Raw genomic sequence first — 24,670 nt, forward strand, 5'->3', positions numbered from 1 at the left:
TTACGTTGCCCTTCCAGTTGGGATGCACGGGGCTTACAGGTCGAACTGGGTACGCAGGAGCGTCCGGTTGAGCCTCAGCGTGCGGTTGTCGGGGAGGATTTCCAGGATCGGTGCGCCGTCGTGATTGAGGAGCTGCGCGAGGGTCGCCGCGAAGCCCGCCGCACGCGCGGCGGGCTGCCCGGCGCGCTCGGCGAGCGCGGTCATCGACAGCGTGCCCGCTTCGACCAACGCGGTCAGTGCGCGCGGCACGGCGTCGCCGCGTGGCTTGCGGGCGAGCAGAGCGAGCTGAGCCTGGTAGAGCTCGCTCGCCGTCAGCTGTCGCACGAGGTCGGAAGCAGGTCCCCCGGACGGTGTGGGCCGCGCCGGCTTGGCTGCGGCCTGTGGTTCCGGCTGAGGCTCGGGGACAGCGACCTGGTCGATGTCGAACAGGCCGAGGGTCGCTTCTCCCGACTGCTGCGTACGTCGGCGACTCGGCTTCTTCGCATTGTTCGCAGAAGCGGGCGGGGCTGCGGGTGAAGCAGGTTCGCGGACGTCGGCTTCGGTGTCGAGGTGCCACCACGCGGGTGTCGGATCGCTCACCTCCCGCCACCCCCTGGGAGGTTCGGCGCCGAACGGCAGCAGTGCGAGCACCGGGATGGTGACCTCAGCGAGGGTGGCGCCGCCGTGGTAGCCGGCCTTGCGGGCGGTGTAGCGGCTGTCATGGTCGCGAAGGGCGACGATCGCCGCATCGGGCTCGGGCCACACCACCCGCGGGCCGGACAGCTCGACCTCGCACTCGGCGACAGGACCACCCGGCGTACGATGCCGCGCGGAGCCGATGACCCCGCTACCGGCCTCCACGCGCTCGCCGTGCCGGTCCACGATGTGCCCGTGGTCGGAGGTGATCAGTACGGTCATGCCGGACGCGCGGGCGGCGCGGAGCAGCGGGGCGAGCCCGCCGACCTCGCCGACCGCCCAGGAGCCGTCGCCGAGCTTCTGTTCCTTGGCGAGCCGGTCGTCAATGGTGTTGAGGACGACCGCGACATGCCCGCGCTCGTCGGCGAGGGCCGCACTCAGGGCGCCCGAGAACGGCGATCCGGTCTCCTCGGACCGCAGGTCCTCCTTGTGGAACACGGCGGCAGGTGCGTTCTTCCAGAAACGGTGCTGAGGGAAGATCCGCTTCTCGTCGCCTTGGTCGCCCTTCATCAGCGCGCCCGCGAACAGGCTGGTGCGGCTGACGGTCGTCAGTGTCGGCAGCGCCGCCGCCATCGCTCGCCGGACTGGCCCGGACTCGGGCGCGGTCCCTGCCAGGGGGTCGAATTCGGCCCAGCCGCGCCGCAGTTCCTCGCCTAGCTCTGCGGCGATCGCCGCGCTCATGCCGTCGACGACGAGTAGCAGAACCCGCCGCCCTACGGACGTCGACGTTATCGGCGCGACGACCCGTTCCAGGAACGTCTCCACTGTCAGCAGTGACTTCGGCGGTGTGCCCCCTGCGGTCCACACGGCGAGCCGCTCGGAGAACTCGCGGTCCAGGTGCTGGCGTCGACTACGTACCTCACGGGCGACGGTGTCGTACGCGGCCGCGAGGACAGCATCCTCGTCACCGCCGGCCTCCAAGTGCTCCAGCGCCCGGTCTACCCAGCCGAACTCGGCCATCTGCCGCTCTATGCCCGCCGCCACGGTGGGGATCTCCGCGGAAGGTGCGGAGGCGAGCCACCGCCGCAGCCGCGCCGCCATTCGGACCCGCTCGACACGGGCCAGAGTCTGCGCCTCCCCGGCGAGCGCATGCGCGGACAACTCACCCAGGACCTGGGTTAGTTGTGCGCGATCCTGCGCGGCCAGGGCGTGGCCGGCCGCCGTGAACCGGGCGTCGAGCCCGCTCTGAAGGACCAGGCTCGCCCCGGCCACCGACTCTGCGCCGAACCGCGCGGTGAGTTGCGCTGCCCGCGCGAGCACTGGGTCGGCGAGCCGGTGCTCGCCGCGCTCGAGCAGGGAGCGCACATACCCCTCGCCAGTCCGGCCGAACACGGCGAAGAGCTCGTCCAGTTCCTCGCCCTTGCCGGGCAGCCGTTCACCGAAGAACCGCTCGGCGCGCCCGCGCGCCCGGAACACTGCCTCGCCGCCGCTCCCGTGTGCCCACAGTGCAGCGCACACCACGGCGAAGGCCAGTGCGTCCGAGCCGTTGCCCGCCTCGCACAGCGCGGCGACGCAACGCCCCGTCGAACCCGCCTGGTCGGGCTCGCCGAGAAACCGTCCGATACCCCGCCGCTCGGCGGCCCGCGCGCCGGCGAGGCGCTGTGGTCCGCCAGGCAGCAGTGTCCAGCGCAGCAGCTGTACCGCGTCGATCCGCTCCCCGCCTGCGGACGGATCCATCAGGCCCGCCTCGGCGGCCTCGTCGAGGCCGAGAATGCGCCGGGCGAGCAGCCCGAGCGCCTCATCGCGCGAGAGAACCCGCCGGCCCAACCCCGCTCGGTCGAGCCTCCCGGCCGAGCCGAGCAGGGCCTCGGCTGCCCACTTCTCGGCGCGCAGCCGCGCGTCGATGTCCTGAGCGCCGAACGCGGCCCGAACGACCTCCCAGTTGTCGACCTCGCGGATCCGCCGCCCGTACGTACGTGCCAGGAGCGCGGGGTCGAGCTCGGTGTCCTCACGGTCCGTCAGCACGACAAGGACGAGAGGGTCGACGGGGCCTGTTTTGTCGTTGCCGCCCAGATGACGCAGGATCTGCTCGTGCACCCCGAGCACCGAAGGCACGGCCGTCACCCAGACGCGCACCCCGTTCGGGGCACGCAATGCGGCGGGCCCGTCCCACACCGGGGCGGCCCGCAGCAGAAGGACGTGGCGCCCCCCGTCGTTCAAGGCGCTGCGCGAGGCGACGTACTGAGCGACAGTGGCCGCCGGTAGCCGCGGTGGTCCTGCGGGCGCGACGGCGGTATCGGACGTGGCGGTCTCGGACATCAGTCGACGACCTTCCAGATGATCTCGACGGTGGCGTTCGGGTCCAGCTCGGCCAGCCCGGCGATCTCCGCACGAAGCGAGGCGACAGCCTGTGCGGCGGTGGTACGGCCGCCGCCGGAGCGGCGCGCTCCGGGCTTGCGCTGGGTGCCCGCCTCTTCCTCGTCCGCCGCTTGCCCGTTGCTGATTGGTGGGTGCGCGGAACCGCCGTTGAGGTCGATGTCGTCGGGCTTCGCAACGACTACCGGCTCCGACCTGTCGACCTCCTGTTCGGCCTGTCGCTTGGCCGCCCGCTCCCGTTGCACCAGAGCGATGACCTTGCTCCCAGCCGTGCTCAACAGCACAGGGAAGTCCGGGAATTCAACGGGATCACCCGAAGCGGCTTCCTGCAGGCGGGTGACGATCGTCAAGCCCTCGACGCCGTAGCCATCCGCTAGCTTCAGTTCCTCCCAGCCCGTCCGGTGCAGCGCGTCTACCACCTTCCCGGCCGTCTTCAGCGACGTACCGAATCGCTGCGCCGTGAACCCGCCGAGGTCAAACCGCGCGAGTGCCTCCACGACACCCTTCGCCCCACCTGAAGCGGCAGCGGTCCCCGCCACCGTTCCGTCCCCGCCAAGTGTCCGCACCAGAGCGGAGGCCCGCCGCCCGAGATCCAGGCGCGGTGCGGCATCGTCCAGCCCGAGCTGCGACCGGTGCCGCTCAAGGGCAGCCACCAGCCGGTCCGCGTCGTCGACGAAGCCGCGCGCCTGCTGCCGGATCTGCCCGGCGAACTGATTGACGATCCGCCCGCGCCGCAACTGCGGCGGCTTAGCGCCGAACACTGCTTGGAAGCGGGCCTGCGCCTCCACCCAGTCCGTCTCGTCGGGCAGCGGCTGCTCACGCAGTCCGTACGTGAGCCTGAGATCGGCAGGTGCGGCAGGGGCGGGGTCGATCAGCGATCCACCGAGTACCCACACCCGGTCGGTCATCTCTGCGTACGCCGCGGCCACTAGCTTCTGCAGCGCCTCGGGCAGGCCGCGCGGTGCGGGTTTGTCCATCCAGTCGCCGAGCCGCACGAGGGTCGGCTCAGCCGCGTCGTCCTGGCGGGCGAGCCGCTGGAAGTGGTCGGGCCAGTACGAGGACTGCTTGTAGTACGCCTCCTGCTGGGTGCCCAGCTGCAGGCCACCCGCGATCCGCGCCATCACCTTGCGGTCCTTGGCGGCGACCTCGGCTCGCCCATCCGGGCTCTCCGCCGCCGCCCGCACGTACCCGAAGACGGTCCGCAGGTCACCCGGGGTCACCGTAAACCCGCGATTCTCTGGGTCGAGGTTGGGGTGGGCCGGGAACTGCTCGCCAAGGAGTTTGCCAGCGAGTTCGCAGGCGGCGCCGTGCAGAGTAGCGCCGAACGGCAGCTTCAGCTTGTCCTCGGGCAGGTCGCTCCGGAGGGACACGAGGTGCTGGTCGAAGTCGAGGGCGACCTTGCCCTCCTTCTTCTTCTCCAGCCCGTACGCCTGCTTCAGAACCTTGCCGAGTTCGTCATTGAGGGTCTCGCGCTGTGAGGCGAACATGGTCTTGGCACGGATCTTGTCGTCGGGCTTGAGGCGGCGCGCATACTCGTTGTCGAAGCGGTCGTCGTCGGCAAGGAGCTTGTCGATGACAACGAGCAGTTCGAAGTCGTCGCGCGCGGCTCGGGTGAGGTGGCTGGGAAGCCAGGCCAGGGTGCGCACCGTGCCGCCGGTCTTGTCGCGAACCTTGCGCAGCCGCTGTACATCGTCGACCGGCGTGAACTCACCCTCGTCGTATGGCAGATCGATCACGAGCCGCCAGGCGTCGTCGTCGGCAGGACGGAGATCGAGCTCGCCGAGGGAGTCGGGATCGGCGACATTGCCGAACACCACCTCGACCTGCCGCTGAGTGCCCTTCCACACCAGGTTGAGTAGGTCGTACCCGCCCAGTCCGTCCGGGCCCGCGGTGATGGCTAGGGCCTCCTTCAGGAGGGCCTCCATCTTGGTTTTGCGGGCGCCCTGATTGTTGTGGACCCGGGCATTGGCGAGGACCGCCTCCAGGTCGATGCCGGTGAGTTCGAGCCGGACGGCGGGACTGGCTTCCGTGCCCGTCCGCTTGATCTCCGGAATGGCGGCCGCCCACTCACCGACCTTCGTGTACAGCCGCGACACCTCCGTGCCCGGGATCATCGTGATGATCGACCCGTAGTTGAGCGCGTCAAGCCGCTTCAGGGTCAGATCGGCGAGAGCCGGCACGGTCGGCGCGAGAGCGGACAACAGCACGGTGTGCATCAGCCGCAGGTCGCCGGTGAAGTCGCGGCAGCGGGCCGCCACATGGGGGTCGGTGACGGACTCAGGGTCGCGTTGGTACGCGGCGACGGTGTCCTCGTCGAGGTTGTGCGTGCGCAGCAGGAACGGCCGCAGCTTCTCCTGGTACAACCGGTCGGCCGCCTTGAAGTGCACCTCTTCCTCACCCGTGAACGCCTGGTCACCGCCGCCCACGAGCGCCGGGTACAGGTCGCCGAGCGGGACGAGCTGCCCGAGCCGCCAGTCGTCGCGGTGGTCGGAGAGCAGCTGCCCCATCAGCTTCAGACCGGTGCGGGAGCGTTGCAGCGCACCCGAGATGTGGACGAGGGTGTCCATGAAGGCCGGCGAGAAGGGGTACGTCCGCCGGAACGACTCCTCGTCGGCGCCGGTCGTGGACTTGTCGTCCCCGAGCAGTGTTTGCCACACATCGGGCCTGAGCCGCTTCGCCTCCTCGAAGGCCGAGTCGATCTGCGCCTCAGCCTGGGGAGTGAGGGGCTTGAGGAGTCGGGCCTGAGCGATCTGGGGGAGGTTGCGGTCCTCCAGCGTGATCTTGTCAAAGCGGCCGATGCTCAGCTTCAGCCCCTCCTGCACGGCCACCTCGGCAGCGCCCGACAGCTCCTCGCCCACGAGTTCACGCAGGTCACGCTGGCGCGCGATGAACGACACGATCGGGATGGCACGTCGCTCGTCGGCGCCCTCCACCAGGTTCGTGATCTTGTCGGCCTCGCGGGACATCGCCTTCTGGTCGGAGATCAGACCGGCCAGCCACAGGATCAGCTCGTCCATGAAGAGGATCAGACCGTCGTACCCGAGCGACTTGGCGTGCTCGGCGATGATCCCGAGCCCCCTGTCGAGGGAGACGAACGCGTCCGCGTCCTCAGAGGAGTTGCGTGCGAAAGCCGGAAACAGGGTGTGCGAGAGGTCCTGCACGAGCCGGGCGCGCAGCTCCTGCGGGGTGATGGGGTTCTTGAGATCGAGTCGCTTGGTGTTCTCGTGCTCCTCGGGCGCGGACATCGCGGTGTCGAGCAGCTCGGACGTCCACTGGAACGAGGAGTCCCCGGAAGGGACGAGGTCGCCCCAGCCGTCGTTGTCGGCGACGACAGGCGTGCCGGCGGGTGAAAGGTCAGGCAAGGCCGCCTGGGACAGTTGCTCGATGACCTTGGCATCGCTGTTGAGCCTTCGCTGCTGCGCGAAGTCCTGGAAGAGACCGTCAGTGCGGTAGACCTGCGGCAGCGGAGCGGTGGGGTGCAGCTTGCGTACATGGTCGACGTAGCGGCCGAGCACGCGCTGTTCAAGGGACTTCGCCGAGAGCATGTGGTAGGGCACGAGCAGGAACTTGCGTCCGTCCTCGTCCAGCCACGAGTGGTTGGCGCGCAGGGCGTCGAACTCGTCGCGGGAGCGGACAGCCTGATGCCCGGACAACAGCGCGTACAGCACCGCCATGAAGTGAGACTTACCGGAACCGAACGAACCGTGCAGATAGACAGCCTTGGACGAGTGCCCGTCCAAAGCTGCCTTGATGTAGCCCAGCGCCTCGTCGAAGTTCCTCTTCAGCCGGTCCGTGACGACGTAGTCGCGCAGCGCTGCCTCCGCACCCTCGGGGGTGACGGCCTCACTCAGCCGCAGCACGTAGTCGGACGTCGACACCGTCTCCTTGATGTCGATCAGCTCGCGCAGCAGCGGCCGGTCTTCGGGGCGGGGCTTGCTCTTGCTCATGAACGCCATGGTGTGACTTTCTCGTCTTTCCGGTCTCGGCTCAGCTGTCCGACTTCGTGGTCACCGTGCGCCCGCCGCGCTTGGCTGCGACCGGTTTCCAGTTCTTCAAGTCGTCGTCGGTGAGTCCGAGTTCGCCCTGCTTGAGATGCCGGAATCCTTGGATCTCGGCGGCGGGAGCGGCCCCGTATTCCGGGTCATACTCGCTGTACCACTGGTCGAGCCACGGCTGCAGTTCGAGCAGCCCGGCCAGGTACGGGACAAGTTCCGTGCCCTCGATGCGACCACTGGAGTCCTGGATGTACGAGGCGAGTGCGAGCGCCTGCTGCAAGTGGTTCCAGCCCGCCCAGCCGTAAAGGGCAGGCTGCTGGACATTGGCCGACCCGTACGAGACGAACCGCTCCTTGGGCACGTCAAGCTTGCCGCGCGCCCGCCAGTAGGAGGGCTTGAGGAAGTCGGCGGAGGTGTACTTCGGAGGCACAGGTGTGCGCTCGCGGACCTTGCGCTTGGCGGGCTCGTCCTTGGCGGCGTCCTCCTCGCGCTGGAGGTCCCAGACGTGCTCCCAGTCGGCGCGCTTCTTCAGCCCGGAGGGCTTGTAGCGTAGAGCGGAGATGAACGGCACGTGCTCGTCGCCGAGCAGCTCGCGCACCGTCTTCGCGAAGTCCTGGCGCGGCGCGTAGATCTGGGCGACGGACACGAACTCGGCGTCCGTGCTGAGGTCTTCGGTGAGACGAGAGAGGGAGATCAGGGTCGGATTCCCCTCCTGGTCGAACCAGTGCTGACGATCCTCGACCCGGTCGAGCAGCCACGCCTTGAGCGCCATGTTCTGCATGGCGTCCCAACCGTCGGTCGCCCAACGCCGCTTGTACTCGGGGCGCTCGATCATGGCCAGGGCGCGGTTCATCTCGATGGCGTCGATGCGCTTCTGGACGAGGGCGCGGTAGGGGGCGGGCCAGTGCTCGGGGATGGCGGTGATAGGCGTCGATCCGTGCCGCTTGAACCACTCGTCGCTGGCTTCACCGGCCGCGACGCGGCGAGCGAGCACGATCTCGAAGGCGCGCTCACCGAGGGCGAGGGACGGGACGGCGGCGGTTTCGGGGTCCGCGTCGACCTCGGGGAGCCGCAGGTCGTCGGCGTGCAGTTGGTAGAGCCCGTAAACCTGCCAGTCCAACTCCTCCTGCAACGTAATCATCCGTGCTCGGACCGCGTCGTAGCGGGCACGGGCCTCGCGCAGGGCGGCGTGGGTCGGCGTCTCGCGAGTGGCGAGGGCGGAGGGGGAGACAACGGAGAGCTGCTGGGCGAGGGCGTGGATGGCGGTGGCTAGGGCAGTGGGATAGGTGGCGGGGAGGGGGAACTCTTGGAGCTTGGTGCCGGTGAACTCGTAGAAGCGCTCCCAGTCGTCGCTGGTGAAGCCACCGCCCTCGCCGCGGATTCCCTTGTCGTGGCTCACCATCTTGAGCCAAAACCCAGCTGTGGAGCTATTGAGCACCCCAAGCAACGCCAGATATTCTTCCTGTGTCGCCTCGTCCCGCAGTTTGATTACCTGTGCCGAGTCCTTCACCGGGAGAGGGGCGGTCTGAAGGTAGAAGTGATTATGCGTCGTCACTTTGGCGTACGCGATCAACCTCTGAGACTTGACCCGGGAATCGTAAACCTCGCGCCATGCGATCCATGGGATCCCCCGTTCCAGCAGGGTGACACTGAAGCGCTTCCGAAGTTCCAGGACATGTCGCAGAGGCCACATGAACTGCAGCAACTCGCGAATGTCGCCATTTGCATGGAGGTTCATTTGTCCGTCATACGGACTGGAAAGCCAAGTCGGACCGAGAAGAGCCCAGTCTCGAACCTCATCGCCGTTGGCGACCAAGGTTGGTCTGGCACCTCGCGCGCGGGCGGCCGCTGTATCTGTGGAACTGAATGCGTTGTCCTCGCCGGTGACGATCGATAGGCCGATTTCCTGCGTTACAGACCGCAGTCGCGGGGAGGAACTTTCGATGACCTTCATGATATCCGGGGCAGCGCCACCGGTAAGGCTCCAAGGGTGCTTCGCGAGATCGTCGCGAGGGGTAGGGCGGACACTGATCCAGGCGCTTTCGGACTCGCGACTGTCAATCTGTTCCGTGATCGCCGTCCAGACGAGTCCCTTGCCCGGGTCCTCCGGTGCCGCAGGTTCCCCCTGCACACTCCGCACTGTACAGATCGTTGCCTGCCGCCCCGAGCCCTTCCTCGGCCTGCCGACCAAGATCACCGTCGGCGTCCCGTGTCCCGGGATGTACGCCCCCGACGTGTCGATGACCTCCGTCAGCTCTACCTTGTGCGCGAAGAACTCCTCGATCAGCCGCGTGCCGAACTCCCGCTTCATGAAGGAGTTCGCTGTGATCTGGCCGACCATGCCGTACCCGCGCCCGCTCTTCGGATCGTCGCCCTGTACCGCGAGCTCGAAGAACCGCTGGGCGAACGGCACAGACAGCGCGTATGTCCCCGCGCACGCGTCGTACAGCCCCCGGTACCGCTGGTTGAGCGTTTTGTCCTTCACGGTGATGTACGGCGGGTTCCCTACCACTACGTGGTAGCGGCCCTTGCGCAGGATCTCCGGGTGCTCGAATACGTCCTCCGTGCTCAGTGCGTAGTACGGGTCCTCAGCCCCTTCCTCCGTAGTACCCGGAACCTCGAACAGCCCTTCCTGCCGGAACTCCGTCGGCAGGAGCGAGTCGCCCACGGCGAGCCCCATCGGCCACTCGTATGCCGACGCCTCTGCGAAGGTCCGCATTTCGCCGGCCGCCATCGCCGCGAGGAGCAGCCGGAACCGGGCGATGGCGACCGCGAACGGGTTGAGGTCCACGCCGTGCACCGATTCCAGCGCCGCCCGCACCCGCTCGTACGGGCCCACCGCCGGCCGCTCCTCCGCCCACAGCCGCACCAGCCGCCGGAACGCGCCGAGCACGAAGTGGCCTGACCCACAGGTCGGGTCGATCATCTTCAAGCCCTCGAACCCGAACTCTCGCACCGCCGGCTTCATCGTCCGGTCGAGGATGAACTCCTCGACGAACTCCGGGGTCTGCAGCAGCGCGTACGTCTTTCGGGCCGCCTCGCTCAGGTCCTGGTACAGGTCGCCGAGGAACCGGGTGTCCCACCCCTTCGTGCCGTCGCCGCCTTCCTCCAGTGGGTCCGTGAAGTCGTGGACCAGCGTCCCGTCGTCGCCGTTCTCTCGCCGCCAGAAGTCCAGCAGCGCGCCGGCGCCCTCGTGCGACAGCGGGATCTGGAACAGCGGGTTGTGGCGTCGGTCGAACAGAAGCCGCCCCGCCGGACCTGCGCCCAGCTCCGCGAAGGCCGTCTCCAGCCAGCCTCGGTACGTCGGGTCGTCGTCCTTGTCGACGTACTCCTCATACCGTGCCTGCGCGACGTCGCGCCCCGCCACGGTCGGCGCGGTGATGTACGGCTCAGCGATCAGGCCGTTGTCCTCGCTGAAGCGCACGATGACCGTGCCGAGCACCCACGCGACGGCGACCTGCGTGACCCGCTCCCCGAGCCACGCGCTCCACGTGGCGGCTGTCCGGTCCGCCTTGCGAGCCTGGTCGTACTCTCCGCGCAGCCGTGCACTCACCTCGGGCACGGCCTTGACCTGGGCGTCCAGGTCAGTTTCGGCCGCCTCGACCTGCTGCTGCAGGTCAGCGAGGAGAGTCTTGCGCTCAATCACGGATGGCTCCCGTTCGGGTGATCATGCGGTAGGTGGTCGTGGGGGAGTTGGGGCGAGGTTAGACGTCGCTAGGTATCACAGGTATCAGTGATCAATTGTCAGGCATCGGCACGCGCGTTCACCCATGCCTCCGGCACGTGGATCCACTCGCCGCGCGCGGCCTGGTACGGCACGGCCTTCCCCGCGAGGCGTGGCGTGTCCGACGGGTCGGACTGGGCGACGAGCAGCCACAGCGGCCGCCGCCCCTCCCGCGACAGCTCCGCGAGCCGGTCCAGGACATCCAGGGCGTCGTACCGGGCCAGCACCGCCGCCTCGGTGAGCAACAGCGGCCCTCGGTCCGCCCCCGGTACCCGCTCAAGCCGGGCCGCTAGCTTCGGCTCCAACTGGTGCCACGCCCGCCCGGCGACCACGCCGAGGTTCTGCCGACTCCGCGAACCGGGTGCGGCTGCATCCGCCTCGAGGACCGTCTGCCAGGTCGGCTGGGGGCGCCCGTCGACCATCGCATGCAGCTCGTCGAGGAACAGCTCAGTCAGTGACACCTCCTCCGCCCCGTACGGCGCCTGCGCCAGGAGTCGTGCCGCCGCGTGTGCACCGCGCGACGGCACGGTGAGTACCCGCAGCCCGTCCTTGCCCGCGTCATGCGTCAGCCGTTGCTCGGCGGTGGCCGCGGCTCGTACCGCCTGGTCGGCGTCGTACCGCGCGGCTCCCTGCTGGCTCGCTGACCGAACGGTCCCCGTACGCGAACTCCCGTACGTCGTCACCTGGCTGCCGCCAGCCCCAGCGCCCGAAGGGCGGTTGGGAAGCAGTCGCAGCACGCGGTCGTAGCGAGTCTCCAGCTTCAGGTCGAACCCGGCCTTGCGCAGCGCCGTCACCAACTCTGCACCCGTGGGGAGTTCGGCCGTGACGAGAGGGTCGGCGCCGAGGCCGGGGAAGCGGGTGTGGACCAGCTTGTGCACGTCCTCCACGCGCAGGCCCGGCTGCCGCGCCTCCTCCAATTCCGGCTGGACGGCGACCATGCCGGCCTGGGTGATGCGCAGGGCGCGCACTAGATCCAGATCCCGCGGATAGATCTCCAGGCGCGGCGTGAGCGCGGCTCGCGTGGACGCGGCGACGGCGATCTCCGCGATCCGCTGTTCGTTCCAGCCGAGCACACCCGGCGGCCGTGCGACGGAGCCCAGTTCGGTCAGCACGGTCGCGGCGGTCGGCAAGGACTCCAGGCCGGCGAGTCGATCCGCCTTCGCGCCGAGCTTCACCGCGTACTCCTGAAGCGCCGGCTTGGTTGGAGTGTCCGGGCTGTCTGTGCCCTCCCGTACGTCGATGACGAGTAGGCCGAGCACAGGCTCCGTGCCGCGCGGCGCCGGCGCGTGAAAGTAGTGCAGCAGCGGCGGCTGCGGATTCTTTTCGGCGTCGTAGAACTGCTCCCGCTCCACCAGCGCCCGCAGCAGCGCCAGAGCGAGTCCCCGACGGCCGCGCCGGTCGGCGACCCCGGTACCGCGGCGGGCGATGAGCGCGTCGGCGATCTCGACCACGGACGCCACCCGGCCGCGCTCGGCGAGGATCTCCACCACCTGCTCGCGCAGGGCCGACAGCGCCGCGTCTTCGTGCCACCGCTCGCGCGCCTTCCTCACGATCTGCGGGATTCGGCCTGCGGTGACCTCAAGGGCCTTCGCCACGTCCGCCTGCCGCGCCCACACCGGACCCTCGGGGTACCGGCCCTGCTCGTTCGGCAGACCGAGCAGCAGTCGGATGCCCTCGCGGGTCGTCTCGTTGGAACCACCACGACCTGTCGCAGGCTTGGGCACCAGCCGGGCCGCGAGCGCGTCCAGGCTGAGCCGGGCGTACGCCTCCGCGGCCGTTTCGCCTCCTACCGCCTCCGCGAGACTCGCTTCGAGGTCGGTGAGTTCCTGCTCTGCCTCCCTTCGCGCCTCACTGCTGGTCGGCGCGACTGGTCGGCGCAGCCGCGCGTTCCACTCCTTCTGACGACCCTGGATCTCCTCACGCGTACGCGAACCCATGCCGGGGGCGGTGAGGAACTTGCGTGCCTTGTAGGTGACGACATCGCCGACCGTGCTCAGGCCCATCGCATACAGCTGGGAGAGCGCGGCCGGGCTCAGGCCCGCCACCGACAGATGCGTGCTCAGCGTCGCCCGCGCGGCCTGCTCCTCACGGATCTGAAGCGCGGCGGCGCCCTCGTCACCGGGCGGAGTCTCATCCCCGACCCCGGCACCGGCCCCTGCACCCCGCTCCGCACCGGAACCGTGCCCCGTGGACGGCGCCGTCGCCTTCTGCGCCTCGATGAAGATCTGCTTCCAGGCCCGCTCCATCGGAACCAGATCCGGAAAGCGGTCCTTGACGTCCCGCGCGAGCGCCTTACGGAAGAACGCCACCAGGCCGTCGCGCACCTGCGTCTCGAACGCATCCGCCGCGATCTTCGGGTACGGCCACTCCTCCGCGACCGTCTGCCGCGCGGTGACCGAGCCGTCGCCCCACTGCGGCAGCTCGCGCGAGGCCATCTCGTGCAGGGTCACGGCGAGCGCGTACCGCTCGGCATACGCGTCGTACGCGCCGCGCTGGAGCGTGCCGAGAAACGGGTCGAGGTAGCCCTCCGTGCCTGCCTCGATCTCCTTTGCCGGATAGCCGGCCAGCGAGAAGTCGATCAGGACGAGCTGACGGGTGCCGTTCGGCCGGATGCGGATCGCGATGTTGTCCGGCTTCAGGTCACGGTGCCAGATCCCCTCGGCCTCCAAGTGCTCGACAGCACCGAAGAGATACTGCCCGTACGCCTCCAGCTGGTCCATGCCGAGGCGGCCGACCTCTCGGAGCTGCCGTGCCACGGTGTCCTCGCGGCGCTGCGGCCGCTCCGAGCGTCCCGCCTCCTCGCCGCGCTGCTCGCGTGCGTCACCCACGTACTCAAGGGCGAGGACCCGGCGGCCGCCGATCGTCAGCGGCTCGGGCATGGCGAGCCCGATGATCCGCGAGTCCTGGTGGATCCGGCCGAGAACCTCCGCCTCCCGCTCCAGGACCGGATGCTTGGCCTCGCTGAGCGCGACCTTCAGCACGACCGGCGGCCGAGAGCCGTTACGGCGAGGCTCGGCGGCCAGGTCACGTACGAGGAAGGCCCGCGCGGTCGACCCGGTGCCGAGCCGCCGCTCGACCTCCCAGCGACCCGCGAGTACATCACCCGCGACACACTCCAGGGGATCGCGCTCCGGCTCGGGCTCAGGAGCAGGGCCGGACGCGTCACCGTGACCGGCCCCCTCACCGGTGCCGTCGTCCGCATCCGTCTCCGTGGACGCCACTGCAGCGAACGACGACTCGACGAACTCCAGCATCTCCATGAAGTCGTCGAGCGCGGCAAGCCGACGGACCGGGTCGAATGCTGTCGCCGCCTCCACCAGGTCGTCGATATCCGGATCCAGGCCGTCGACCAGCGCACTGGGCCGCAGCGTCTCACCGCTTTCCAGCCGGCGCAGTACGTCCGCCTGGCTCGCCCCCGGCGCCTTCCCCGTGACCAGCAGATAGGTGAGTACACCCAGGCCGTACACATCCAGGCGAACCGGATCGGCCTTTGCCGCCGTCAGCTCCGGCGCGAGGTACGGGTCCGCCTGGTCAGCGATGTGCAGCGCGGACAGCGAGCTCGGCGACATCATCTGCGTCAGACGACGCCCGCCACCGGAAGCACTGCCACGGGAAGCACCGGCCCCGGGCCCGCCGGCCGCGATCTGCCAGTCCGCGATCTCCAGGCGGGGCCGTGCCCACTGCTCGGCCTCGCTGAGCTCATGCCCGCGCGCGCCGCGGTTGCGCGGAATGACGTGCACGCAGTGGGCGGATAGGGCGCGGTGGTAGATGCGGCGCGAATGCGCTGAGCGGATCGTCTCAGCGAGCTGCCGGACCAGGGCGAGACGGGCCTGCAGATCGAGCTCCTGGCCGTGGCTGACGAGGTAGTCGTCCAGGCGCATCGTGTGCGGGTGGTAGTCGAATAGGATCGCTGGCCCGGCCGGGTGCCCGGTCGGAAGATAGTTCTTCACCGACACCGCGCCGGGGTGGCGGAACCGGTTCAGCACTGCGGCTTCACGCGCGGCGGCCTTCTCCACCGAGGCACGCTCGGCGTTCGAGGCGCCGCGCTCGCTGAGGAACACCCTCACCCGGGCGATGTCGTGGAGCTGGGTGTGCTCACCCCTGTAGTCGGCCCAGGTCTGGCCGGAGTCGAAGGATGCGGAGTCGAGAAGGTACCCCCCAACCTCCTCCTGCCGCCGGATTGGCGCGATCCCCAGGCTCTGAAGTCCTTGTGCGACCTTTCGGGAGACTTCGGCGGTGACCGCGTAACGGGCGTCACCGGGCGGCGTGGCCAGCATCTCGGCCAACTGCCTTACGGTGAACACGCCGTTCAGGTCGGCGGCCGGCAGATGCAGACGGAGCCTGTCGTCGGTGAAGCAGACCGCTTCGCCGACCCAGATGCGCGGGCGCGGACCGACGGTCGACTGGATCAGACCGGCCAACTCCTTGGCCTTCTGGTTGGACAGGTGCAGCGGATTGGAGTGACGTCGACTAGTACCGCCCGGGGTCGTCTGGATCCAGTCGCGACCACCGCCCGCGACCGAGCCGTGCCAGTCCTTCAACTCGATCAGGAAGACGCCGGCCGGGGCGACCATGAAGAGGTCGACCTCGCGGACATGGCCGCTGTTCGCGGTGAAGGTGAAGTTCGACCAGGCGCGCCAGGGCTCCCCGTCCTGATCCCGCAGGGCACGCCGGATCGCCTCCAGGCCGCGCCGCTCATGCTCGAACTGCGACTCGGTGACAGTCGTCCACCGCTCGTCTTTCACACCACTCCCCGTCCTGCCCCCTGCGTCCCCGCGATTCTAGGCCGCACCGCAGACGAACAGCGTGCACGGTGGGACTTGGGTGGACGGTTGGGGGACTATTTCGCGTGAACTGCGTCCTCCGGCAGCGGTGTCCTCACTCGCCAGCTCACCTTCGAGGTCACCGTTACCCGGACCGAGCCGGTCACCCTCACCGAACACGGCGCGCATTCAGAGAGTGATGGGTGCGCCTTCGGTCTTGTGACATTGTGGGCGGGGCCGGTCCGGTCGAGTGCGGTTCCGGGCCTGGGGCGTTGCTAGGTTACTCGCCGGTATCAAAGTCGAAGAACAGCTGTTCCGTGGGCACAGCCGCTTCGGGGAGCAGGTCTGCGGCGTCAGTCGGGTCTACCACGTCGTCTTCGTCTTCGTGGGGGAGCGCGTACTGGTCGGCCAGCCTCGCCAGGTGCAGGACCAGTGGCAGCCCGAGTGCGTCGCGGTACTCCTCGCTGAACCGCTGCTGGTGGACGAAGGCCGCCCACGCCTCGGCGTCGTCTCCCGGCTGCAGGCAGGCGACGGTGAACTCCAGGAGGCTCGGGTTCCAGGCGTTCGCGGTGGGGCGGTATGCATCCCGCCCACTCGGGTTGACGTGCGGGGTCAGCTTGGCGTCGTCGTTGGTCAGACCGGTCTGCGTGCTCGACTTGTCGGCTGTGCTGTAGAAGACGCGGCCCGATGCGTCGGGCTCCGTCGGCACCCAGAGCCCCTTGGCGATGCCGCCGCGCTGCTGGCCGGCGAGGTCCGCGGTGAGTTCCTCCCGCTCAGCCCACCACTGCGCCGTCTCGTCCCGGGTTGCGTCAGCGATCCGGACGACCCGCAACCCCTTGCCGTACAGGCCGATCCGCTGGGTCGGACCGCCGTCGAGCCCGAGCCTGTCTCGCTCCAACCCGTCGTTCCGCAGCCACGGCCAACGCTTGCGGATGTCCTGGGCGTGGGCCAAGACCAGGGTGGGGGTGCTGCGCAGCCGGGACAGCGTGTTCTTGATGAACGCTGCCGTGAGGGCCGACTGGGCGGGCTCGCTCCGCAGCTCCTCGGCCCGCACCCGCCCGGTGAGCGACTTCAGCAGCACCGGGTAGGGCACCCACTCCTGCATGTCGGCGCTTCGGCCGAGGACGCAGGTGGCGCCGGGACGGAGTAGCACCGCGATTGGGGTGAACTGCGGCTTGCCGGTCGGCCCGTCGCTCCGGCGTTCGACCAGATGGAAGGCGACCTGGTTCAGCTCCTCCGGGATCAGCTCGCCCAAGGTGTGCTGGGGAACGAGCCGCAGACCGAGCTGACGGAGCGCGTCCGCCCACGCGGCCTCGGCCCGAAGAGCGGCTTCCTCAGCCGCCTTTTCCGGATCGCCCTCCGTGTCCAGCGGCCGGATGAACTGGGTGACCAACCCGCCGTCCGCGCAGCCCAGCCGGATCGCGTGCTTCGGGTCGGCACGCCGCCGGGGGCCGCGGTACACATCAAGGCCCTCCAGCTCGACGAGAGCGATCTGGGCGCCGGGCACCCGCTCGCGCAGCGCTGCCACCTCGGCGGCGACCAGCCGCCGCCGGTCCGCGATCGCCTCGTCGTGCTCGATGCCGATCCGCGGGACACGGTCACGGCCGAGCGGTTCGCCGAGCGCTCCCAGCGGGTGTGCGTGGAGCCGCACCGTGAGCTCAGGCGACTTCCACGCCCAGCTGTTCGGGCCATGTTCGGCCCGGCCGTCGGCCAGGCCGAGTCCCTTCTCGGCGGCGGCGACCAGCCGGTCGCGTTGACCGTCCGACTGGTACAGCAGTACGCCGACGAGCTCGGCGTCGGGCAGTGCCTCGGCCATCGCCCGACGGCGGGTCGCGGCGTTGGCTGCCGAGATCTGGCCATGGGTGTCGAGGATGGCTGCGAGCTTCTCCGGGGAGGTCTCCTTCTTCGGGATGGCCGGCAGTTTACGGAGCTGCTTCTTCGGCGGCCGGGCGAGCCGGCTGCGCTCGAGGTATGGGGCTGGCATGAGGTCGGGCAGGAGTGCCTGTTCGGCCCACTCGACGACTCGGCGGCGCTCGCTCGGCATGAGGCCGGAGTGGACCGAGTGGGATCCCATAGCCGTTTGGTGACCGACTGCGAGCTGGATCCCGTCGCGGCCGCCGATCCAGTGGTCGGCTTCCTTCACCAGTCGCTCCGGGGAGGGAATGTGGTCGAGCGCCGTGACGGCAGCCAGCATGCCGCCGGCGCCGCCTTGGCGCCATTCCGTGGTGCCGTTGCGCCACTGGAGCGTGGCGACGGAGAAGCGCGTGGATGAGGGTCCGTTCGGTACCAGGGAGGAGTCCGGCAGCAGGTACACCGAGGCGCCCTTGCGATAGGGGAGCCATACTTTGCCGCTGACGAAGCGGCGGACCCCTGCACTGAGGTGGACACGTGGGACGGGGGAGAACGGGACGGTGCGCACGGTGACTCGAAGGGTGGCTGAGTAGTACGCGGGGGTACCGGTGCCGCGCTTGGTCCGGTACTCGATCGGCGGCCACGACATCAGCTCCGCGCCACCGCTGCCAGCGCCCCGGGCCCCGCCGAGACCCGCGACCTGGTGGAACGCCAGCTGTCTTCCGCCGTGCTCGTACGGGGGTTGGGCCGCGATGCGGGCGGCGAGATGATCGGCCAGCAGCCGGTAGACGTGCGGTGCGGGATTGGCGGTGCCGTTCACGGACGGTTGCTGCTCGAGCAGGTCGACGTTCCGTGCCTGCCAGTGAAGGGAATCGGTGTCGAGGTCGCGGAAGCAGGCCAGCAGTCGCGAGGCGCTCTCCGGGTCCTCCGGGTTTCGCTGGAGGTTCCGCAGCCAGGCGGCGACGAACATGTTGGTTACGGGCTGGGGATAGGCCTGCGTGCAGTAGAGCCATGGGCGGTCGGCACCGAACGTGGCGGTGGCGTCGACCGTCACGATGTCGGGCGCGGTTGCCCGAAGGAGTTGGTTGATCTCCTTGGTCGGTACCCGGCGGGGATGCGGGCCGCGCCGCTCGGGCCGCCCGCCGGCTCGGAGCGCGAGCAGCGGTTCTTCCCACGCGGCGGGCAGGGTGAGGCAGTGCATGGGCACGGTGAGGCGGTCCCGGCCGGGAACGGGTAGAAAAGCGGCGGCCCTGATGCGCTGGTACTCCATGGTGTCCTCCACGGTGACGGCGGGCGGATTGAAGGTGTGAAGGCCTGGTCAGGCCATGCCGGTGAGGGCGCGGTACAGCGGTTCGTACAACTCCTGGACGAGGGACTGGTCGAGCTCCGCGGGTTCGACGGCGTCCTCGTCCGCGGCCTCACCGAAGTAGGGAGCGAGGACGGCGCGCATGCTGGCCAACAGGCTGGTGTCCGGGGTGTCCGCTGCCTGGAAGCCTGCTTCCCGGGGGGAGAAGGCGGCGTCGACGAAGACGACTCGGGCGGGCACTCCGCCGCGTACCAGTCGCCCGATGACCTGCCACATCACCACGAGTTGGTCCCAGGTGAAGGCGGTCTTCTCGTCCTCGCGAAGGCTGGACCAGGCCATCCGTCGGGTCAGGTAGCGGGTCCACTGGCGGAAGGCGGTGCTGCGGAACGCGACGGCGGCCCGATCGGGGCTGGCCGCGGCCAGCGCGGCCTGCCGGAAGGTGCCGTCACGGTCTCGGAGTTGGCGCGTGGCCCAGTCGTTGATGGACTGGACGGCGAGCGAGATGTCGTCCGGTCGCGGGTGCGGCCGAGCGAGGAAGTACACGCTGCCGATCGCGGCCTTGCCCGAGCCGAGCACGATGTTGTGTCCGCGCTCCACCGCGAGCAGTGGTGCGACCAGGAGGTCTCCACCGAACCGGGGGAAGGTCCGGACGTCGCCCCGGGGGAGGGTGCGGACTGTGGTGTCCTGCGGAAGCCTGGTCCAGGCGTGGTCGGCATCGGTGTCGTCGGAGACGAGCTGGGTGACGCGGCCGTTCCACTCCGGGATCTGGTTGAGGAACTCCGCGGCGCGGCGCGCCTCGTCGTAACTGCCGACCAGAAGCAGGACCCGACGTCGCTCAGGGTCCTCGATCTCGGCCAGCTCGGTGTCCAGCATGCTGAGCGAACCCGGCAGACTGCGGTCGGGGACGGCGAGTTGTCGGAGCATTTCGAGCAGAGCCTGGGGACGCTCCTCGGGGTCACATCCGGAGAGGCGCAGGGGCCTGGGGCGTTCTCCGCCCGGCCAGTAGAGGAACTCCTTGCGGAACTCCGTGCCCAGCACGGCTGCGACCTCCTCGTCCCGGGGCCGAAGGACTGCGCCGACCTCGGTGTGCAGGTGGTAGCGGCTGGAGGTACCGGCCCAGCTGGTCGCGGACATGAGCAGGACGTTGGGGCCGGGCCGGTTGTCCACGGCGCACAAGTCACCCAGACGTACCAGCAGTTCTCGGCCAACCCCGTTGCAGTGGAAGAAGCGGAGCTCGCCGCTTCGGTCGCCGTCGCGCTCCCGGTCGTCAAGGCGGAACTGGAAGCCGAGGACGTTGCCCATCGGAGATTCGGGAATGACCGCCTCGTAGTCCTTGGGCGGCCTGCGGGAGAGCACGTTGGAGGCGTTCTCCAGGTGCAGCGCGGCCTCGACGCGCGGCCAGAGCGTGGTCATGAAGTCGAGCCGACTGTGCAGGGCCGCGAGAATCAGCGTGAACTCGAAGCGCCGGGCCTGGACATCGATGCGGTCGAGTACTCCCGATCCGCGTCCGACGAGGTTCTCCAGGGTGTCGCGCAGCCGGTCGCGGGTTCGGGCACCGTGCGGTGCGTGCAGCAGTTCCAGAGTGAGGTGCACCAGAGTGTTGACGATCGGTGTGACCTCGTCGTCGCTGTCGGCCGGGTGCTCGTGCAGTGGGTCGTCCCGGAACTCATGCAGTGCGCGGTCCAGGACGTGGGCCTCCGGAAGTGGTTGCTGTCCCTTCTCCCGCCCGGGAAACCAGCTGTCGAGCAGCAGGTTGTGCAGGGTGAAGGCACTGAAGTAGTCGACGCTGATCCAGTTCCGCAGGCGCTCGTCCTTGACGAGGAGCGCGTAGAGCCGGTCAGTGGCGGCACTGACCGTGTTGACCGCGTTGCTCCAGTCGTCGACATCGCGTGCCGAGAGCTGCAGTCGCGCGTCCCGGGCCATCTGCTGGAACTTGTGGACGGCGACCTCGTCGAACCACGAGTTGGGGGAGCGACCGACCAGGGTGCTGGCCGGCGCGAACGCAGTGTCGAGCTGCATCTGGACCCGGTCGGCCTCGTCCACAATGACGAGGTCGCTCAACCTGCAGGCGAGTTCGAGGTAACGCAGCTGCTCGTCGTGCTGATGCTGCGGAACCGAACTGTGCACCAGGCCCGCCGGGGTGGAGACCCAGACCTGGGCCTCGACCAATTCGCGCGCGCCGCGGTGACGAGGGCAGCGGTCCCAGAAGGGGCAGAGCCGCCGCTGCGGCTTCGGCCGCTTGGCAGGGCGCGCGACCGGCTCCTCCGCGTCGAGCCACGGGTCGCCGACCGGTGTGTCGACCACAGTGAACAACGCAGTGCAGGGGGCCTGGCGGATGCCGAGCGGTCGGCGTGCCTCCAGACCTCGCAGGACATCCACCGGACAGGCACTGCTGAGGTAAGCGAAGCCCGGATGGTCATGCCCGAGCATGGTCTCGGCGCCCGCTGTCGCAGTACGGCGGTGCAGCCGGCTGATGTTGCGCTCACGGGTCGACTGGCCGAGGACCGGTGCGGCCCGAACCCCGAGCCGTTCGAACTGCGCAACCACCGCAAGGGTTTCAGCGACGTCGCTGACCACGATGGTGACCCGGCGGGCCGGTTCTCCGGTGACCACGTGGTAGGTCAGGATGTCGCGGACAGTGGACTTGCCGGCGCCGACCATCCCCACCAGGTGGAGCAGCCGGTCGATCCGCAGCTGCCCTTGTTCGGTGAACCGCCCGAGCTCCTCGTCCCGGACGAGCAGCCTGACGCGTTCGAGTCGGTCACGCCACCTGTTCGGGGCGCCGTCGGTCGTGGTGACCTCGGCAGCGTCCATCGCGTCGGCAGCCTTGGCCAGGTCGGTCCAGCTGACCTCGATCGGCGCGCCGCGCCCGCTGGGGAGCGCGTCGAGGTCATGCGCGAGCGGCCGGACGCCGGTGAGCAGATCGTCCGTGAGCACCACTGAGTGCATTCGGTCGTCCACCCGGAAGGTGTACTCGCCGGATTCGGCGATCGGGGTCGATCGGGTGGAGAAGTCGGGCGCCTGGCTGAGGACCTCCTCGAACACCTCGAACCGCTGGCTCGACCGTGTCGGCTCGCGGCGACGCGGCACCGAGTCCGGTGCGTCCAGGTCGTAGCCGCGCAGCTGCTGGGGCACCTCCAGGTAAGACGTGAGCGCCTCCAGCCAAGTGGTCCGCCGACGCAGGTCCCACAGCCGGTGGCGGGCCCGCAGGAGGCGCAGCCGCTGAGATTCCGTGCGCACGTCGCCGAACACGTCGCTGTAGGGATAGCCCCCGAGCAGCGGCCAGACATCGAGGGCGGTGCGGCTGGGGGTCACGCTTTGCAGGAGGTAGAGGCCCAGCTCGACATCGAGGAGGTCGGCCGGCCGGAACTGGCCGAGGCTCTCCGGCCAGACCTCGCGGAGCTGCTGTGGCGAGCAGCGGTTGTGCCAGCCACGCCGGTCACGCATGGTCGTCTCCTTCGATGGGGGTGGCCGCCCGTTCGGGGCGGATGGCGATCTCCTTGCCCACCAGGCGCAGGAAGGCCCCGCCGTCCAACAGCTCGATGCGCCCGGCGAGGTCGAGTGGAACGTGGCGCCGGAACTGTCGTCCGTAGGCCTCGTTCTCCTGGAAGCGGTAGTGCGGGACGACGAGGAAGGCTCGGTCGTACGGCGGGTCGCTCCGGAACGGCGTGAGGGTGCGGGCGAGAAGCGCTGGGTTGACGCGGTCCTTGACGTCCACGGCCCAGTGCCGCCCGTCAGGCAACGGAACGCGCAGGTCGTAAGCGTCGAAGTTGGGCCACATTTCGGCCGTGATACCGAAGCGGCGGTGAAGGGCGGCTTGGAGGTCGGTTTCGGCGAGGCCCGGGCTGGTGACGAACATCCGTAGCGGGCGAGAGAGCTGGAACAGGCCGCCGTTGTCGGCACGGATCGGCTTGCCATCTGCTCCGGTGCCGTCGCGGCGGCAGCGGTCGAGCTCGCACCTGTGTCCGCCGTCGATCAGGGGGATCATGAGGCAAAGGCATCGTCCGCACTGCCATCCTGCGCCGTCCATCAGGTAGGACGCAGGTACGGGCTCGTAGCAGCGCTTCAGGACGGAGAGCAGCAGCATGCCGCACTCCGGGTCGCCGCCCAGCAGCGCGAGTTCGGCCCCAGTGAGGACCGGCCTGGTGGTGAGCAGGGTTCGGAAGGCCGTGTACGCGCCGGGATTGCATGCGGCCCGGCACGTGGCGAGGGCTTCGTGGATCACCTCGTTCTCGAACAGTTCGGCGGCCGGATCGGCCGCGCTCACCTCCCATTCGAGGCAGAGCTGGCTGGGGAGTCTGGTCTCCGGATCGGAGAGGCGGTGGCTGGCATGCTGGGCATCTGCCGGCAGTTTCAGCGGCCAGTCGGACAGCGGGCGTACGCGTGCCCACCGGGCCAGTTCGGGGACACTGCCCGGGGGCTCGACACCGTTGCGCAAACAGTGCAGGACCAGGCGGTTGTAGGAGTTCTGCACCCTGGCGGGATAGACCGGGTTCGGTACGGTGCGCAGACGGGACAGATCGACCAGGGCCGTGGCGATCTCCCGCAGCAGCGCCTCGTCGGTGCCGGCGGTGGTGTTGTTGGCGTTCATGCGCCTTCCTCCTCGCTGGAGTCGCTCGTGGCGGCGCTGACGCACCACTGGGACACCGGGCATTGCCGGCAATGGCCGCCAGGCTGCGCCGGCCAGACATGGTCGTCTCGCCACGGGCCGGCGTAGCCATGCAGCACGGACCGTGCCTTGGCCAGCCGCTCGGGATCGGTGGGGTCGATCATGTGCGGGTCCGAGCCTTCCGGCCGCAGGATTTCCACCTCCACGCGTGACCCGGACGGGTCGCCGCCGAGCGCCCCCGAGGCGAGCAACGTGACGGCCAGGGCGAGCTGCGGGTAGAGGTCCAGGAGGTCCTCGCCGTGCCGCGGGCGCCGACGGGTGGTCTTGAGCTCCCGCCAGATCCAGGAGCCGTCCTCCCGGTACAGCAGGTCCGGCTTGCTGATGACCAAGGCCTGGGCCGCCGTGTCGTGAACCGCTCGCAGGGCCTCGGAGTCGACCTCCTCGATCAGCCCGGAGTCGTGGAAGGGACAAGCGTCGACGTGGTGCAGCAGCATGGCGCGGCCGGCTGCGGCGTCCCCGTCGGAGACCTGCCACCGGCCGGTGGTCCAGTTGACGCCGAGCGGCGGCATGTCGGTGACCGAACAGGCCGGGTGGCCGTGGCGCCGGTGGAGCCGGTCGAGCCAGTCGTGAACAGCCTGGCCCAGCTTGGCGGAGTCGGCGTACTCGGCCTCCTTCGGCAGGTGCAGGGACCGCAGATACGACTGCGCCGGGCAGGCGGCGTGATAGCGAAGGTCGCTCACCGATACCTTGCGCAGTGGTGCCGAGCGCGCGGAGAGACCAAGCACACCAGGAACACGGGGGAGCGCGGCGCAACCGGTTAACTGCTTGCAGCCCACGCATGCCGACCCTGGCCGCGCTGGCCCGCCGCGTACCACCGTCTGGACCTGCTGGGCACCGTATGTGTCGTAGTACGCCTTGGCGTCCTCCGGACTGCCCTCGAACTGGACTGTTGACGAGCCGTCGTCGAGGCCGACCTCGAGGATTCGGATCTGACGGGGTGAAGAGGGCACCCCGGTCAGGGCAAACGGCTGCCTCCACCGGCGTGGCCAGGACGCTGCGGCCCCAAATGCCGCGGCGTAGGCGGCGATCGCGACCTCGCCGGGCGTTGACGATCGGGCACCGGCATGCCGAAGCCGCCGCAGCTCCCGGAGAGTGCCGTCCGCCGACCGGTACCGGCGCCACCAGGCGTACAACTCCCACCGGAGTCCGTTGTCTCGGCGTACCACCCAGTAGTCCCGGACCGGAACGAGCTCACGCCCGGCCTCACGGGCCAGATACTGGCCCACCGCGTGCTCGGTGTAGGAGCGGTGCCCGGAGTGCAGCGCCCGCTTGCGGCCGGCCAACGCGGCGAGCGCTCGGTCGGGTGAGACCCCGTCGAACTCGACCAGGTCGAGCACCTCGGTCACCGGCCCGAGAGTGAATTCCTCCAGG

General features: G+C 69.3%; 8 protein-coding genes. All 8 read right to left on the reverse strand.

Annotation, left to right across the window (positions count from 1 at the left end; translation table 11 throughout):
- Positions 1–33: 33 nt before the first annotated feature.
- Positions 34–2,934, reverse strand: a complete 2,901-nt coding sequence (gene pglZ, locus ACF9IK_RS29875; RefSeq protein WP_395297175.1) for a BREX-2 system phosphatase PglZ — start codon at positions 2,932–2,934, stop codon at positions 34–36.
- A complete protein-coding gene (gene pglY / locus ACF9IK_RS29880) occupies positions 2,934–6,938 on the reverse strand; it encodes a BREX-2 system ATPase PglY (protein WP_395297176.1) in 4,005 nt (1,334 codons plus the stop codon). The genes pglZ and pglY overlap by 1 nt, the downstream gene beginning before the upstream one ends.
- Before the next feature lie 40 nt (positions 6,939–6,978).
- Entirely contained in the window at positions 6,979–10,632 is a 3,654-nt protein-coding gene (gene pglX, locus ACF9IK_RS29885; protein ID WP_395297177.1) for a BREX-2 system adenine-specific DNA-methyltransferase PglX, read from the reverse strand.
- A gap of 98 nt (positions 10,633–10,730) precedes the next feature.
- Positions 10,731–15,455: a BREX system serine/threonine kinase PglW gene (gene pglW, locus ACF9IK_RS29890; RefSeq protein ID WP_395297178.1), complete on the reverse strand. Its 4,725-nt coding sequence runs from the start codon at positions 15,453–15,455 to the stop codon at positions 10,731–10,733.
- 298 nt (positions 15,456–15,753) lie between these two features.
- Positions 15,754–18,594, reverse strand: coding sequence for a pPIWI_RE module domain-containing protein (locus tag ACF9IK_RS29895; protein WP_395297179.1), 2,841 nt, complete (start codon positions 18,592–18,594; stop codon positions 15,754–15,756).
- A gap of 48 nt (positions 18,595–18,642) precedes the next feature.
- Positions 18,643–22,077 (reverse strand): signal recognition particle, encoded by a 3,435-nt coding sequence (locus tag ACF9IK_RS29900; RefSeq protein ID WP_395297180.1) that lies wholly within the window; start codon positions 22,075–22,077, stop codon positions 18,643–18,645.
- Positions 22,070–23,221 carry a hypothetical protein gene (locus tag ACF9IK_RS29905; RefSeq protein WP_395297181.1) on the reverse strand — a complete coding sequence of 384 codons (1,152 nt, stop codon included), beginning with the start codon at positions 23,219–23,221 and terminating at the stop codon, positions 22,070–22,072. The genes ACF9IK_RS29900 and ACF9IK_RS29905 overlap by 8 nt, the downstream gene beginning before the upstream one ends.
- Entirely contained in the window at positions 23,218–24,645 is a 1,428-nt protein-coding gene (locus ACF9IK_RS29910) for a PD-(D/E)XK nuclease family protein (protein WP_395297182.1), read from the reverse strand. The genes ACF9IK_RS29905 and ACF9IK_RS29910 overlap by 4 nt, the downstream gene beginning before the upstream one ends.
- Positions 24,646–24,670: the final 25 nt, after the last annotated feature.

It is taken from the genome of Kitasatospora hibisci (assembly GCF_043950205.1).
Lineage (GTDB): Bacteria > Actinomycetota > Actinomycetes > Streptomycetales > Streptomycetaceae > Kitasatospora > Kitasatospora hibisci.

Excerpts from the sequence above, each read along its gene's own strand:
- pglZ (WP_395297175.1), bottom strand. The coding sequence starts at position 2,934 with ATGTCCGAGACCGCCACGTCCGATACCGCCGTCGCGCCCGCAGGACCA.
- pglY (WP_395297176.1), bottom strand. The coding sequence starts at position 6,938 with ATGAGCAAGAGCAAGCCCCGCCCCGAAGACCGGCCGCTGCTGCGCGAG.
- ACF9IK_RS29895 (WP_395297179.1), bottom strand. The coding sequence starts at position 18,594 with ATGGAGTACCAGCGCATCAGGGCCGCCGCTTTTCTACCCGTTCCCGGC.
- ACF9IK_RS29900 (WP_395297180.1), bottom strand. The coding sequence starts at position 22,077 with ATGCGTGACCGGCGTGGCTGGCACAACCGCTGCTCGCCACAGCAGCTC.
- ACF9IK_RS29905 (WP_395297181.1), bottom strand. The coding sequence starts at position 23,221 with ATGAACGCCAACAACACCACCGCCGGCACCGACGAGGCGCTGCTGCGG.